Source organism: Micromonospora sp. NPDC006766 (assembly GCF_040636055.1).
Lineage (GTDB): Bacteria > Actinomycetota > Actinomycetes > Mycobacteriales > Micromonosporaceae > Micromonospora.
The window spans coordinates 1-14,638 of record NZ_JBEYIX010000003.1; the positions used below are offsets into that span (position 1 = coordinate 1).

The following is a 14,638-nucleotide window of genomic DNA, read 5'->3' on the forward strand; positions in this document are numbered from 1 at the left end:
CGCAGACCTACCAGCACCCATCGTCGCCGACCTACTCGGCATCACCACCAACACCGCCCTCCGCTGGGCACGACACACCAACAGCGACTGGACCGCCTACCTCAACGCGCGAGGCCACGACACATGACACCACCAAACGAATACCGCACATGCCGAACAACGCCTCCTGCCACTAACACGGCGTGAGGCCGGCGCAGGTATGAGCGACCCACTGCCCGACCCGTTCGCGGACCAGCCCGACTGGGCGCCGCTACCGCCCCGGCCCATTGAGATCGTTCCCGCCACCGGCCGGATCGAGCTGCGCGGCCGGCGGGTGCTGGTCGGCCTACCCGGTCTCGGCTGGCGCGGCGACCTGCGCGCCGACGAGCGAGTGGTGCAGGGCAGCCGCACCTACGTGCCGGTCATTCCCGAGCACGAGTGGTACCGCGCCGAGTCCGAGCAGATGGAGGTGTTCGCACCGCTGGTACCGGTGGAACGGGTCTGGGTCGAGACGGTGGGCGAACGCCCGCCGGCCGGCCGCCCGGGCGAGCCGGGCCTCCGGCTGGTCTCCCTCGACGCGCCCGCTCATCGCGTGCCCACCCCGGTCTTCGAGGCGGACTCGGTGGCCGGCCGGCGCGTGGTGCACGTGACGGGAGCGACCGAGCAACGCGACCTCCGGGCGGTGACCGAAACCTACTCCGGCGCGGACGGGGACATCTGCGTCCGCGTGGCTCCCGAGCTGGAGTGGTACCGCTGGGCGTGGCGCGGCCAGCCACCGACCACCCTCGAGGTCCCGGTCCACCTGCTCTGGCTCGAGTGAGATTCACTCCGCGCGCTTTCCCTCGCAGACACGCCAGTCAGCATCCCGTCGTGCTACGAAATTCCAGCGTTGCTGGTCGCTTTGCTTAATTCCGTCAGCGAAGGCCGAGATGACGAGGTCGAGCTGGACCTTGGCGAGGTAGCCCTCCTGCTGGATGCTAAGGCCCTCCCAGCTCACCGAAATCGTCGTCCTAAACCGCTTTTCGCGCGCAATGAGATCGTCACGGAGAAGCCGTAGATCATCGAGGTCGTTTCCGTGCCGGCAGGTGAACTCATTCGCCTTAAAGTCGTCGCGGTCGACCAGGAAGGCTTGGATGTAGCTGGCCACCACGACGTCGGGGGCGCTGCGGTCCGGGGCGGTGGCCCGGTCGTACAGCACAAAACCGACGACGGCACCGCTGCCGCAGAGCAGCGCCAACACCCCAGCCACCACGGTCAGGACCGTACGCAGCCGCCGACGCGGACGTTCCGGCGCCGGGGCTGGCGTGGGAGGCGCCAGCTGCTCGGGCGGGGTCCGCTGCGCCGGTACGCGGGATACCTGGGAACCGGCGGGGGGCTGCACTGATTCCACCTCCTGAGGCTATCGGCTGGGCCTCGCGTACCCAATGCCTCAGATCCCCCGATCGTGGCGACCCGCCGGGCGGCTGCGGGCGGCGTCGCCGGGCCGGCCGGGCCGGCGGCGGCGGCGAGGGACGGCACCAAGAGCTGGCGGCAGGGGCAGCGCCGAGGTGAGCCTGCTCACCGCTGGCGCAAAGACCGGCGCAGCGCCGACCGACATCCCGGAGGACGGCCGTCGGCTGGGATACCGTCTCAGCTCGGGGAGGACATGTCGGCCTCGGGAAAGTGAGGTGGACGCGGTGGCGAGTCCGAGGGCGCGAGCCGGGCGGGCCGCTGCGCTGCACCGACGGGCCGAAGCCATCGCGACCGCGGCGGCTCGCATTCTCGACGAGATCCGGCCGGCCCCGGCCGACCAGCACCGCCAGTACGAGCTGGCGGAGCGGCTCCGGGCGGCGGCGGCGCTCGCCGCGCCGGGCTGGGCCGGTGCTCCGATGGAGACACTGACCCCGGCCACCCCGCCCGGGGACGGCCCACCGCCGGTGGTCCGGGTCGGCACCGCCGCGCCGCTGGACGACGCCCGGTTCCCCGCCTTGGTTCCGCTGTTCGGCAATGGACATCTGAGCATCGACACCGACGCCCGAGACCCCCGGGTTGCCGGGCTGCTCCGGGCCATCATGCTCCGTCTCTTCGCCGCCACCCCGGCCGGTGCCCTGCTGGCCCGCGCGGTGGACGGCACCGAGGCCGAGGGCGTGTTCACCGGGTTCGCGGAGCTGACCGACGCGGGGCTGCTGCCGCCGCCCGCCACCGACGTGGTGGGGCTCCGAGCGGTCCTCGCCGAGGCCGAGCAGTGGGTGGCCGCCGGCGTGGCCCGGCAACGCGGGCTGCGACAACCCCAGCCCGGCGCGCCTGACGCCGCGCAGCGACCTGGCATCGTCGACCGTACGATGCTGCTGATGGTGGCCGCCCTGCCTGACGGCAGCGCCCCGTCCGACCTCGCTCGGATCGGCGAGCTGGCCGCCCAGGGCCACCGGGCCGGTCTGCACCTGGTGGTGGCCGGCTGGCCGACCGACGCGCCGCTGCCCCAGGCCACCCCGGTGGCGGTGCGCACGGCGTACGCGCTGGTGGGCGATCCGCCCGCTGCCGGCTTGAGCAGTCCCGGCGCCGAGCCGCCCGGCGGCCTGAACTCGCCGGTCTTCGTCGAGGAGGACCCGCCGCAGGAGCTGATCACCGAGGTCTGCCGCCGGCTGACCCGGCAGATCGAGGACGGCTCCCGGCTCGCCCTGGCCGATCTGCTGCCAGCGGGCGAGCTGTGGATTTCGGATTCCGTCGAAGGGCTGGCCACGGTGGTCGGGGACGCCGGCGGTCGGCCGGTCAGTCTCGGTTTCACCGAGTTGACTCCGCACTGGCTGGTGAGCGGCCGCTCGCAGGCGGGGCGGTCGGCGTTCCTCACCAACGTGCTGTTCGGCCTGGCCGCCCGGTACGGTCCCGGTGAGCTGGCCCTCTATCTGGCGGACCTCGACGAGGGCGAGTCCTTCGTGGAGTTCCTGCAGACCGAGCGGGACCGCTCCTGGGTGCCGCAGGTCCGGGCCGCCGGGATGGCAGCCGACCGGGAGTACGTGGCGGATCTGCTCGGCGAGTTGGAGGCGGAGCTACGCCGCCGGGCGGACGCGGGTCGACGCGCGGGCGGGCAGCGCTACGCGGAGCTGCGCCGGCATCAGCCGCTGCCCCGGATCGTGTGCGTGATCGACAGTTTTCCGCTGCTGCTGCGGGAACGGGACCGGTTGGCCGTCGACATCCTGGCCCGGCTGGAGGCGCTGGCCCGCGCCGCGCGCGCGTACGGGATTCACCTGGTGCTGGCCGGCGAGGGTGACCTCGGCATCGGTGGCCCGCGGGACCCGCTGCTCGGGCAGTTCCCGGTCCGGGTGGCGTTGCCCGGCGGCGCGGCGGTGCTGGAGCCGACGAACGACGCGGCGGCCGGCCTGCCGGTGGGCAGCGCGGTGGTGAACACCGCCGGCGGGCTGGGCGGGCCGCGTGGCGCGACCCGGGGCCACGAGCGGATGGTCCGGTTTCCGGACCCGCACCAGGACCCGGATTTCCTCGCCGGGCTGCGGCAGCGGCTCTGGTCGGCCCGCCCGGAGGACGGGGCGCCGCCCGTGGTCTTCGCCGGGTACGCTCGCCCGCTGCTCGCCAACGATCCGCGCTACCGCGCCGCCCTGGCCGGTCGGGCGCACGCCCCGGCCGCGCTGCTCGGTCGGGCGGTGGACGTACGCCGGTCCACGGCTGCCGTGCCGCTCGGGCCGGCCGCTGGCCGGAACCTGGCCGTGCTGGGGCGGGACGAGGAGGCCGAGCGGCTGTTGATCACGGCGGTCCGGAGCGTGGCCGCGCATCACGGCTCGGCGCGCTTCGTGCTGGCGCCGCTGGCGAACGGGTCGACCGAGCCGGCTGCGGCCCTCGCCGCCGAGCTGGCGGAGCGGCATGAGGTGACGACGGTCGACGTGGCGGGGCTGCGGGCCGCGTTGGAGGCCGACGAGCCGGGCTATCTGGTGGTGTTCGGGCTGGACGTGCCGGATGGGACCGAGTTGCCCGCCGACCGGCTGCGGACGCTGCTGTTGGAGGGGCCGCCCGCCGGGCGGCACCTGCTCGGCTGGTGGCGATCCGTGGCGCCGCTGGCCGGGCTGCTCGGCCCGGAGGGCGAGGCGGACAAGCTGACCGCCGTGGTGGTGACCGACGTGCCGGGCGGCCGGCTGGAGCAGCTCTTCGACCGGCCGGTCCGGTGGCGGCCCCGCCCGGGGCGGGCGATGCTCTGGGACGGCCCCGGTGAGCAGGTTCTGGTGCCCTTCGGGCAGGAGGCGTGAGCCGATGAGCGAGACCGGTACAGCCGTGCCCGCACCCCGGTCCGGCGGTTCGACGGCGGACGTGCACCCGGTCGAGACGGCTTGGGCGGACTACGTGGCCGCTGCCCGGCAGCTCGACGGGGTACGCCGGTCCGCGGCGACCGCCGCCGGCGAGCAGGCCAGGTCGGTGGCGGCGGCCCGTGAGGAGCTGACCGCGGTACGGGAGCGACTGGCCGCGCAGCAGTCGCGGCTGCGGGAACGGAGCGTATCGGCGATTTCGCTGGCGCCGACGCCGCCGGAGGTCGGCGAGGCGGCCCGGTCGATGACGGCCGGACCGGCGGCGGTGTTGACCTGCCTGCGGACCGCCGGTGGCTGGGTGGACGCCGCGGACGACACGCTCGCCGCGCGTGGACTGCCCCGGCTGGCGCGTTGGCCGGCACGCCCCCGCAACCTGCTGGTGTACGGGCCGCTGGCGCTGGTGGTCCCGTTGGTTCAGCTGACGCTTTTCCTGACCACGGGCACCGGCCCGGCGAGCGTCACGGCGCTGGTGGTGGGGCTGCCGATGCCGGCGGTCGCGGTGATGGTGGGTTGGCTCGTGGTGGGTCGGCTGTTCCGGCCCCGTCCAGAGGACCGGGTGGACCGGACGCCCCGGTTCGGCGCGCTGGTGTGCCTGGTCCCGGCGGTGCTGTCCACCGCCGGGATCCTGCTGGCGATGCTGGCTGGCTGACGTTACCGGGGGATGATCAGCGCCATCGCCTCGGCGCGGGACTTGGCGTCGTGCTGGAGGGTGCCCCGAACCGCCGAGGTGATCGTCTTTGCGCCGGCCTTCTGGATGCCGCGCATCGCCATGCACATGTGCTCGCATTCGAGCACCACGACGACGCCGCGCGGGGCCAGCTTGCTCATCAGCAGGTCGGCGATCTGCGAGGTGAGCCGCTCCTGCACCTGGGGGCGGCGGGCGAAGACCTCGACCAGCCGGGCCAGCTTCGACAGGCCGGTGATCCGCCCGTCCGGCCCTGGGATGTAACCGATGTGCGCGCTGCCCCGGAACGGCAGGAGGTGATGCTCGCAGAGGCTCATCACGTCGATGTCCCGGACGAGCACCAACTCTTCGTGGTTGGCCTCGAAGGTGGTGCTGAGCACCTGCGCCGGGTCGACCCGCAGCCCGGCGAAGAGCTCGGCGTACGCGCGGGCGACCCGGGCCGGCGTCTGCCGGAGGCCGTCGCGGTCCGGGTCTTCACCGACGGCGATGAGGATTTCCCGGACGGCCTTCTCGATCCGGGCCAGGTCCATGGTCTCCTCGACCGGCCGGCCGGTGAGTTTGCCGCTGATCAGGCGCGCGGCGACGTAGTCGAGGGCCTCGTCAACGTCGGGTTCGGTCGACGAGGCGGCCAGCCCCTTGTCGGGGCTGGCCGCGGCGTCCGTGTTCAGTGCGTACCGTCCGAGTTGTTCGAGGAGCCGCCGACCGAGGCACCGTCGGCCTGGGCCTGCGCCTTCAGGGCCTCTTTCTCGGCGGGGGTGAGCACCGGCGGTTCGGTGGAGGGCTGGCGCTTGCCGAAGCCGTGGTAGGGGGCCATCGGCGGGCGCTTCGCCACCCGCGCGCAGATCCGGGCCATGTCGGCGGTGGAGAGGGTCTCCTTCTCCATCAGCTCGAGCACGATGTTGTCCAGGACGTCCCGGTATTCCACCAGGATCTCCCAGGCCTCGTCGTGGGCCAGCTCGATCAGCGCCCGCATCTCGCCGTCGATCTCGGCGGCCACCGCGTCCGAGTAGTCCCGCTCGTGGCCCATGCTGCGGCCGAGGAACGGCTCGTCGCCGCTGGTGCCGTACTTGATCGCACCGAGCTTGGAGCTCATGCCGTACTGGGTGATCATCGCGCGGGCCAGCTGGGTGGCCTTTTCGATGTCGTTGCCGGCACCCGTGGTGGGCTCGTGGAAGACCAACTCCTCGGCGGCCCGGCCGCCCAGCGCGTACGCCAGGGTGTCGACCATCTCGGCCCGCGTCTGGGTGTACTTGTCCTCGGTCGGCAGGACCAGGGTGTGGCCCAGCGACCGGCCCCGGGACAGGATGGTCACCTTGTGCACGGGCGCGGCGTGCGGCAGCGCCCACGCGACCAGCGCGTGCCCGCCCTCGTGATAGGCGGTGATCTTCTTTTCCTGGTCGCTCATCACCCGGGTCCGGCGCTGCGGGCCGGCGATCACCCGGTCGATCGACTCCTCGAGGGAGTCGTTGGTGATCGCCCGCTGGTCCTTACGGGCGGTGAGCAGCGCGGCCTCGTTGATCACGTTGGCCAGGTCGGCACCGCTGAAGCCGGGGGTACGCCGGGCGACCGAGTCGAGATCGACGTCGGGCGTGAACGGCTTGCCCTTGGCGTGCACCCGCAGGATGGCCTTGCGGCCCTCCATGTCGGGGGCGTCGACCGGGATCTGCCGGTCGAAGCGGCCCGGGCGCAGCAGCGCCGGGTCGAGGATGTCCGGCCGGTTGGTGGCGGCGATCAGGATGACGCCGCCCTTGGTGTCGAAGCCGTCCATCTCGACCAGAAGCTGGTTGAGGGTCTGCTCCCGCTCGTCGTGGCCGCCGCCCATGCCGGCGCCGCGGTGCCGGCCGACCGCGTCGATCTCGTCGACGAAGACGATCGCCGGCGCGTTCGACTTGGCCTGCTCAAAGAGGTCGCGGACCCGGCTGGCGCCGACACCCACGAACATCTCGACGAAGTCGGAGCCGGAGATGGAGTAGAACGGCACCCCGGCCTCACCGGCGACCGCCCGGGCGAGCAGGGTCTTACCGGTGCCGGGCGGGCCGAAGAGCAGCACACCCTTCGGGATCTTGGCACCCAGAGCCTGGTACTTCGCCGGGTTCTGCAGGAAGTCCTTGATCTCGTGCAGTTCCTCGACGGCCTCGTCCGCCCCGGCCACGTCCGCGAAGGTGGTCTTCGGCGTGTCCTTGGTGATCATCTTCGCCTTGGACTTGCCGAAGTTGAGCACCCGGGAGCCGCCGCCCTGCATCTGCGACATGAAGAACAGCAGCAGGAGCACGAGCAGCGCGATGGGGAGCAGGTTGACCAGCAGGCTCACCCAGATGCTGTCCGACGACACCTTGGTGTCGACCGGACCGGTGATCTTGCCGGCCGCCTCGGCGTTACGCACCTCGGTGAAGACCTGGTTGCCCGCCTCGTAGGGGAACTGGGCCTGGATCCGGTCCGTGGTGGTGTCGTCGAACTTGGCCTTGTCCTTCAGGTCGATCTGGAGCGTCTGCTCCTTGTCCTGGAAGACGACCTTCTCGATACCGCCCTTGTTGAGCTGGGCGAGCGCGACGGAAGTGTCCACCCGGTGGTAACTGGGACCAGAGGTGAACAGCTGACTGAGTACAACGGCGCCGAGGATGACCAGGATGATCCAGACCACCGGTCGGCGGAAGAAACGCGTGCGTTCCATACTGTCGTCGGGCATCGAGACGCCCGCATCCTCCTGATCGACGTCCTGATCGTCTTAATGGTGTCGCCGCCCCGGGCGGCGCCGCAGCCGCCGTGCGAGCCGGCCCCGACCCCGAGGCGCGCCAACTGCCGCGCCGCGGTCATTCGACGGTACACCGTTCGGGCCAGATGTGAGCTTGCGAGCCCGGCACTTACGCGTACGGCGAACCGGGTCTCCGAGCCGGCGAGGCGAAGCGCTTCCCACCCAGCCACCCGAACGCCCGGTCGCGCGCTTCGAGGGCTGGGCGTGAAGGATGCTTCCACGCCGCCGCCCCCACCGTAGGCCGGAAGGCTGAGAATCCGCTGTGCGTCAGCTTGACGGACCCGGCTCGGCCGGGCCGCGCCGGGCATCAGGCTCGGGCGTACACCTCGGGCTTGAGCACGCCGACGTAGGGCAGCTCCCGGTACCGCTCGTCGAAGTCGAGGCCGTAGCCGACGACGAACTCGGTCGGGATGTCGAAGCCGACGTACTTGACCGGAACCGGCACCTTGACCGCGTCCGGCTTGCGGAACAGGGCGACCACCTCGACGCTGGCCGCGGAGCGGGACTCCAGGTAGCGCAGCAGCCAGGAGAGGGTCAGGCCGGAGTCGACGATGTCCTCGACGACCACCACGTGCCGGCCGGCGATGTCCCGGTCCAGGTCCTTGAGGATCCGGACCACACCGGAGGACGTGGTGCCCTGGCCGTACGAGGAGACGGCCATGAACTCCAACTCGGCGGGGGGTCCCTGGCGGCCCAGCGCGCGGGCGAAGTCGGCCATGAACATGACCGCGCCCTTGAGCACGCAGACGAGCAGCAGACCGTCCTCGACGTGCGCGTAATCCGCCGAGACCTGCTTGGCCAGTTCCGCGGTCTTCTCGCGGATCTGCGCCTCGGAAATGATCACGTGGTCGATGTCGGCGTCGTACCAGGAGCCGTCAGCCATGCTCCTAGCCTGCCGTACGTCGGATGGCCTCCGTCGGCGGGGCCGCCTCTTTGGATGCGGCTCCGCCGGGAAGATTCGCCACAGAAGGTACGAGCCATCTCAGCAGGCACGGGAAGACCGACGGCGACCGTCGTCGGTCGGCTTCCAGTCGGCCGAGTCCCGGGTGTCCGTGGTCAGGCCGACGGCGCTCGTGACGGCGAGGAAGAGGAGGAAGAGCAGAAGCAGCAGGCTAGTCATGGCGGCGCTCGCTTTCGCATGGTTGATGTCGGTTTCGCCGCCGGTGCGCACCGGATGTGACCAGTCTGCGCCGCAGCCTACGGCCGGAACAGTGGCAGGAATGCCAGCAGCCGTCGATTTCCTGCCACACATCGGGTTACCCTCGTCACATGCTTCGCTCGGTGGCCGTCATCGCGCTGGACGAGGTCGCCGCGTTCGAGCTCGGCGTCCTCGCCGAGGTGTTCGGCACCGACCGGACGACCGACGGCTTTCCCGGCTACCGCTTCGATCTCTGCACGGCGGACGGTCGACCGGTCCGCAGCCGCTCCGGGTTCCTCCTCACCCCGCACGCCGACCTGGCCCCGGTCGAGGAGGCGGATCTGGTGGCCGTGCCGGCGCACACCCCGGGGGCGCCCGTCCCCGCGCCGGTGCTGGACGCGCTGCGCCGCGCCGCCGACCGGGAAGCCTGGGTGTTGAGCGTCTGCTCGGGCGCGTTCGTGCTCGGCGCGGCAGGGCTGCTGGACGGCCGGAACTGCACCACCCACTGGCGGCACGTCGATGACCTGCAACGGCGGTACCCGGCGGCCCGGGTCCGGTGCGACTCGCTCTACGTGGCGGACGGGCGGCTGTTGACCAGCGCCGGCACCGCCGCCGGAATCGACGCCTGCCTGCACCTGGTCCGCCAGGAGCACGGCTCGACGACGGCCACCCGGTTGGCCCGGCGCATGGTCGTCCCGCCGCACCGTGACGGCGGCCAGTCGCAGTACGTCGAGACACCGATCCCGAAGACGCCGGAGGCACCCACCCTGGCGCCGGTGCTGGCCTGGCTGATGGGCCACCTGGACCGGACCGTGACCGTGGACGAGTTGGCCGCCCGGGCCGGGATGGCCCCGCGTACCTTCGCCCGCCGGTTCCGCGCCGAAACCGGCACCACCCCGCACGGCTGGCTGACCAACCAGCGGGTGCTGCTGGCCCGGCGGCTGCTGGAGGAGACCGGGCTGAGCGTGGAGAGCGTCGCCGACCATGCCGGCTTCGGCGACGCGGCGGCGCTGCGGCACCACTTCACCCGCCGGGTCGGCACCACCCCACACGCCTACCGGGCCACCTTCCGGGACCGGGTTGACGCCTGATCGCCAGCCGCCGCATGTCCGGGGCCGGCGGGCATCAGTCCGTGGCGGTCAGGCGGCCGTCGCGGCGGACCACCGGCAGCCCGCCGGGCAGGTGCACGGCGCCCTGCCCGTGCCAGTCGGTGACCAGGGCGTCCAGCGCGGCCACATGCCGGTAAGACAGGGCGGCTGGTGCGGCGCCGAGCTCCCGCGCCCAGGCGTGCAGCACCCGCGTACGGACCGCTGCCGGCAGCGCGGCCAGCGCCGCGACCGTGAGCCCTCCCCCGGCAGCCCGCACGTCGGCCAGCGCGACGGCGGCCAGATCGTCGAGGGCGGCGGTGTCGGCCGCGAGCAGGCGGGCGGTCCGGGCCAGGTTGTCCACCACGCCGGGACCGAGCGCATCAACCAGGGCCGGCAGCAGGTCGGCGCGGACCCGGGATCGGGCGTACGCCGGGTCGACGTTGTGCGGGTCGTCCCAACAGGTCAAGCCGAGCGCCGCGCACGCCTGGCGGGTGTCCTCCCGGGCGACGTCCAGCAGCGGCCGCAGCAGCGGAACACCGGCCAGCTCGCGGCGCTGCGGCATACCGGCCAGCCCGTGCGGGCCGGCGCCCCGGGCGAGCGCGAGCAACACGGTTTCGGCCTGATCGTCGCGGGTGTGCCCCAGCAGCACCGCGGCGGCGTCATACCGCCGGGCGGCATCGACCAGCGCCTCGTAGCGGGCCTCCCGGGCGGCCGCCTCCGGGCCACCAGCCCGCCCACCGACCCGCACGGGCACCGCCTCGACCGGGTCGAGGCCCTGCTCGCGCCCCCAGTCGGCGACCGCCTCGGCGCGCCCGGCCGAGCCGGGTTGCAGGCCGTGGTCGACGGTCACCAGGCCGGCGCGTCGGCCGAGGCGCGGTGCCACGAAGGCGGTCGCGGCGGCCAGCGCCAGCGAGTCGGCGCCCCCGGAGCAGGCCACCAGCACCGGGCCCGCCCCGGGCAGCCCGGTCAGAGCCCGGCGTACGGCGACCCGGACGGCGGCGACCGGTGGGGCCAGCGGCGCCACGGCTTCAGTCGGCGGCCGGGGTGGCGCGGGCCGACCCCCCGTGCACCCGGGCCACCCAGGCGTCCGGGTCGCCCAGCTCGTCCAGCCGGGGCAGGGTCAGCGGCGAACCGAAGATCTTGTTGAAGCCCGCCATGCCGACCCGGTCGACCACACCGTGCACGAACTTGCGACCCTCGGCGTACTGGCGCATCTTGACCTCGATGCCGAGCAGCCGGCGGATCGCCTTCTCCAACGGGTTGCCGGACTCCCGGCGGCGGTTGAACGCCGCCCGGATCGACTCGACACTCGGGATCACCTGCGGGCCGACGCCATCCATCACGAACTCGGCGTGCCCCTCCAGGAGGGTCATCAGCGCGGTGAGCCGGTCGAGCACGGCGCGCTGCGCCGGGGTCTGCACGATGTCCAGCACGCTGGCCCGGCTCTCCGGATCCTTCACCGCGTCCGCCAGGGTGGCGACTCCGCGCCGCAGCCGCTCCAGCAGGTGCTCGCCCCCCTGCGCGGCGTCCACGAACGCCTGCACCTCGCTGAGGAAGTAGGCGCGCATCCACGGCACGGCGGTGAACTGGGTCCGGTGGGTCACCTCGTGCAGGCACACCCAGAGCCGGAAGTCCCGAGGGTCGGCCTGCAGCTTCCGCTCCACCTCGACGATGTTCGGCGCGACCAGCAGCAGCTGGCCGGGATCGCCCGCGAAGACCTCGTACTGGCCGAGAACCCGGCCGGAAAGGTATGCCAGCACGGTGCCGGCCTGCACCCCGGTGAGGCGGGAACCGATCGCCTCGGTCAGCGGCCCGGGGCGTTTGTCGCCGGAGAGGCGGGCCACCAGCGGGCCGATCACCTCACGCAGGCCGTCGATGTTGGCGGCGGCCCAGTCCCGGCGGTCCACCACGCGTACCGGCGGGTGGACGACCTGGGCACGCAGGCCGGTGTAGTCGGCGACGTGCCCGGCCGCCTCCTCGGTCAGCCGTCGCAGCTCGCCGACCACGTCGGTGGCCTCCGCGTACGACACCCGAGGGCCCGACTTGCCCAGCGCCCCCGCGGTCGCGGCGGCCAGATCCCAGTCCACGAACTGCGCCATGAACCCACCGTACCCGTGCCGCGACACCCCCACCTCGGCTCGCGACGGGCGATCGACACCGGTCGCCCCGGGCCGGGACGGGTCAGCGGCAGCCGCAACCGGCCAGCGCGGAGCTGATCCGGTCGAGCGCCTCCCGGGTGTCGTCCAGGGTGTCCGGTGCCCGATCGGTGAGGACGGCGAAGGTGAGCAGCCGGCCGTCGGCGGTGGTGACCAGCCCGGCGATCGCGTTGACCCCGCTCAGCGTGCCGGTCTTGGCCCGGACCACGCCGGCGCCCGCCTTCGTCGCCGCCTTCTGGTAGCGGGTGTCCAGGGTGCCGGACCAACCGCCGACCGGCAGGCCACCGAAGATCGCCGTCAGCTCCGGGTGGCTGCCGTTGCCGGCAAGAACGATCAGATCGGTGAGCAGGGACGGGCTGATCCGGTTGGTCCGGGACAGCCCGCTGCCGTCGGCCAGGCTGATCTCGTTGGCCGGCAGGCCCAGCTCGCCGAGCACCTGGCCGGTGGCGGCCGCGCCGCCGGTGAACGAGGCCGGCTTGCCCTTGGTCAACGCCACCTGCCGGGCCAGGTACTCGGCGATGACGTTGTCGCTGTCGCTGATCATGATGTCGACCAGCCGGGACATCGGCAGTGACTCGACCTTGCCCAGCTCGGTGCCGGGCGCCGGGGCCGCGCCGGCCGAGGCGCCGGAGGCCGCGGGCGCAGTGCCCCGCTTCACTTCGGCGGCCGCCCCGGAGAGCCCGAGCAGCTTCGCGAACTGCTGACCGGCGGTCAGGTCCGGCTGCGGGACCCGTTCGGCCGCACCGTGCGTGGCGTCGAAGTTCTTCCGGGCCGCCACCGGGTCCCGCCGCCCGGCGTCGGTGGTCAGCGCGGTGATCGCCGCGCCGAAGCCGCCGGTGGGGATGTCGGAGTCCCAGCCGGGTTCGTACACCGGGCCGGAGAACAGGGACGAGTCGACCGTGACCTTCGTCGGTGCGATGCCGCCGAGCGCCTTGCGTACCTGGCCGGCGAGATCGTCGAGCCGGGCCGCGCCGGGGTAGAAGCCGTTCTTGTCCACCGCCAGGGTCGGGTCGCCGCCGCCCACGAGGATCACCTCGCCGGGGGCCGCGCCGGCCACCGCCCGGGTGGGAATCCGGTACGCCGGCCCCCGGGCGGCCAGCACGGCCCCCCCGGTCGCCAGCTTGGTCACCGAGGCGGGCACGGTGGGATCGTCCTGCCCGCGGCCGTACAGCTCCTTGCCGGTGGCCACGTCGGCCACCGACACGTTCACCCGGTCGCCGAGCGCGGCGGCACGGACCAGCGACTCGAGCGCGGCCCGTACGCCCTCGGGGGTCGGCAGCGGCGCGTTGGCGTCGGCGCCGGCGAGCACGACCGGCGGGTCGGGCTCGGGTGGCTCGGCGCTCGCCTTCGGCCTGCCGCCCAGCCAGTCGGCGACCGGGCCGGGGCGGAACACGGCCAGCCCGGCGGTGGCCAGGGCGACGACCAGCACGGCCGACAGCACCGCCATCAGCCGAAGACGACGGCGCGGCGGGGGTGGGGGTGGGGGTGGGGCGCTCCCGGAGGGCGGGACGGGTGGGCTCACTGGTATCCCGCCGGGCGCGTCGTGGGCGGGCCAGCTCACCGGGGCGACCGGACCGGGGCCGTACCATCCCGGGTCGGCGCCGTGGGTGCGCGGATCGGCCCGGCCGACGGGGGCGGCACCGTACGTCCGAGGGTCGGCGCGACCCACCGGGGCGGTGCCATACCGCCGGGAATCATCCCGGCCTACCGGGTCGGCGCCGTACGTCCGGGGATCGGCGCGGCCGACGGGGGCGGAGCCGGTCGGCCGGCCCGGAACGCGCGGAAGATGCGCATCCGGGACAGATACGCGCCCGGTGGCACCCTCCGGACCGAAAGTGCCGGACCGGCGCCCGTCAACACTCTCGGGGCGGTAGTGTGAATCTTCCCTCCCCACGACCCCCTCCTCCCCGGTTCGAAAGCACCTTGGGTGACACTACTTCGGTCCGAACACTATGCGGCGGCCGGAGTCGGCGGGGGTGATTCCCCCTGGCCGGGAGCGGCGGCACTGGTTTCCGTTAGCCAACGTGGGCAAACGAGGGAGCGTGGAAGATGGATTTCGACGTCACGGTTGAGATCCCGAAGGGTCACCGCAACAAGTACGAGGTGGACCACGCGACCGGCCGGATCCGGCTGGACCGCACCCTCTTCACCTCCACGCAGTACCCGGCTGACTACGGCTTCATCGAGGGCACCCTCGGCGAGGACGGCGACCCGCTGGACGCGCTGGTGCTGGTCCCGGAGCCCACCTTCCCCGGCTGCCTGATCCGCTGCCGCACCATCGGCATGTTCCGGATGACCGACGAGAAGGGCGGCGACGACAAGGTCCTCTGCGTCCCCTACGAGGACCCGCGCCAGGAGCACCTGCGCGACATCCACCACCTGGGCGAGTTCGACCGGCTGGAGATCCAGCACTTCTTCGAGGTGTACAAGGACCTGGAGCCCGGCAAGTCGGTCGAGGGCGCGACCTGGGTCGGCCGCACCGAGGCCGAGGCCGAGATCCAGGCCTCGTACCAGCGCGCCCGGGAGGCCGCCGAGCGCGGCGAGCACTGAT

13 protein-coding genes are annotated in these 14,638 nt (G+C 73.0%); 5 read left to right on the forward strand and 8 right to left on the reverse strand.

Annotation, left to right across the window (positions count from 1 at the left end; all coding sequences use genetic code 11):
- Positions 1-199 precede the first annotated feature (199 nt).
- Positions 200-799 (forward strand): hypothetical protein, encoded by a 600-nt coding sequence (locus tag ABZ671_RS05600; protein WP_357851757.1) that lies wholly within the window; start codon positions 200-202, stop codon positions 797-799.
- A 3-nt stretch (positions 800-802) separates the two neighbouring features.
- Here the strand turns inward: ABZ671_RS05600 and ABZ671_RS05605 are convergent, their stop codons facing one another.
- Positions 803-1,360, reverse strand: a complete 558-nt coding sequence (locus tag ABZ671_RS05605; RefSeq protein WP_357852580.1) for a hypothetical protein — start codon at positions 1,358-1,360, stop codon at positions 803-805.
- 286 nt (positions 1,361-1,646) lie between these two features.
- Here ABZ671_RS05605 and ABZ671_RS05610 point away from each other — a divergent pair, with 286 nt between their 5' ends.
- Both ABZ671_RS05610 and ABZ671_RS05615 read left to right on the forward strand, forming a co-directional pair.
- Complete coding sequence (locus ABZ671_RS05610) at positions 1,647-4,211, forward strand: FtsK/SpoIIIE domain-containing protein (protein ID WP_357851760.1); 2,565 nt, start codon at positions 1,647-1,649, stop codon at positions 4,209-4,211.
- A 4-nt stretch (positions 4,212-4,215) separates the two neighbouring features.
- Positions 4,216-4,917 (forward strand): hypothetical protein, encoded by a 702-nt coding sequence (locus ABZ671_RS05615; RefSeq protein WP_357851763.1) that lies wholly within the window; start codon positions 4,216-4,218, stop codon positions 4,915-4,917.
- 2 nt (positions 4,918-4,919) lie between these two features.
- On the opposite strand, the gene folE is transcribed toward ABZ671_RS05615, so the two are convergent.
- The 4 genes from folE to ABZ671_RS05635 all read right to left on the reverse strand — a co-directional run bounded on the left by folE (position 4,920) and on the right by ABZ671_RS05635 (position 8,825).
- Positions 4,920-5,585, reverse strand: coding sequence for a GTP cyclohydrolase I FolE (gene folE / locus ABZ671_RS05620; RefSeq protein WP_357852583.1), 666 nt, complete (start codon positions 5,583-5,585; stop codon positions 4,920-4,922).
- A 32-nt stretch (positions 5,586-5,617) separates the two neighbouring features.
- Positions 5,618-7,624 carry an ATP-dependent zinc metalloprotease FtsH gene (gene ftsH / locus ABZ671_RS05625; RefSeq protein WP_357852586.1) on the reverse strand — a complete coding sequence of 669 codons (2,007 nt, stop codon included), beginning with the start codon at positions 7,622-7,624 and terminating at the stop codon, positions 5,618-5,620.
- Positions 7,625-8,012: 388 nt separating this feature from the next.
- A complete protein-coding gene (gene hpt / locus ABZ671_RS05630) occupies positions 8,013-8,588 on the reverse strand; it encodes a hypoxanthine phosphoribosyltransferase (protein WP_357851766.1) in 576 nt (191 codons plus the stop codon).
- A gap of 99 nt (positions 8,589-8,687) precedes the next feature.
- Entirely contained in the window at positions 8,688-8,825 is a 138-nt protein-coding gene (locus tag ABZ671_RS05635; protein ID WP_357851769.1) for a hypothetical protein, read from the reverse strand.
- 149 nt (positions 8,826-8,974) lie between these two features.
- Between ABZ671_RS05635 and ABZ671_RS05640 the strand changes: the two genes are divergently transcribed.
- Positions 8,975-9,934, forward strand: a complete 960-nt coding sequence (locus ABZ671_RS05640; protein WP_357851772.1) for a helix-turn-helix domain-containing protein — start codon at positions 8,975-8,977, stop codon at positions 9,932-9,934.
- 34 nt (positions 9,935-9,968) lie between these two features.
- On the opposite strand, the gene tilS is transcribed toward ABZ671_RS05640, so the two are convergent.
- From tilS to dacB, 3 genes are all read right to left on the reverse strand, one after another.
- A complete protein-coding gene (gene tilS, locus ABZ671_RS05645) occupies positions 9,969-10,955 on the reverse strand; it encodes a tRNA lysidine(34) synthetase TilS (RefSeq protein WP_357851775.1) in 987 nt (328 codons plus the stop codon).
- Positions 10,956-10,959: 4 nt separating this feature from the next.
- On the reverse strand, positions 10,960-12,030 hold the full coding sequence (locus ABZ671_RS05650) for a zinc-dependent metalloprotease (protein ID WP_357851778.1): 1,071 nt from the start codon (positions 12,028-12,030) through the stop codon (positions 10,960-10,962).
- Positions 12,031-12,112: 82 nt separating this feature from the next.
- On the reverse strand, positions 12,113-13,534 hold the full coding sequence (gene dacB / locus ABZ671_RS05655; RefSeq protein WP_357851781.1) for a D-alanyl-D-alanine carboxypeptidase/D-alanyl-D-alanine-endopeptidase: 1,422 nt from the start codon (positions 13,532-13,534) through the stop codon (positions 12,113-12,115).
- A 602-nt stretch (positions 13,535-14,136) separates the two neighbouring features.
- Between dacB and ABZ671_RS05660 the strand changes: the two genes are divergently transcribed.
- Complete coding sequence (locus ABZ671_RS05660; protein WP_091199103.1) at positions 14,137-14,637, forward strand: inorganic diphosphatase; 501 nt, start codon at positions 14,137-14,139, stop codon at positions 14,635-14,637.
- The last annotated feature ends 1 nt before the right edge of the window (position 14,638 follow it).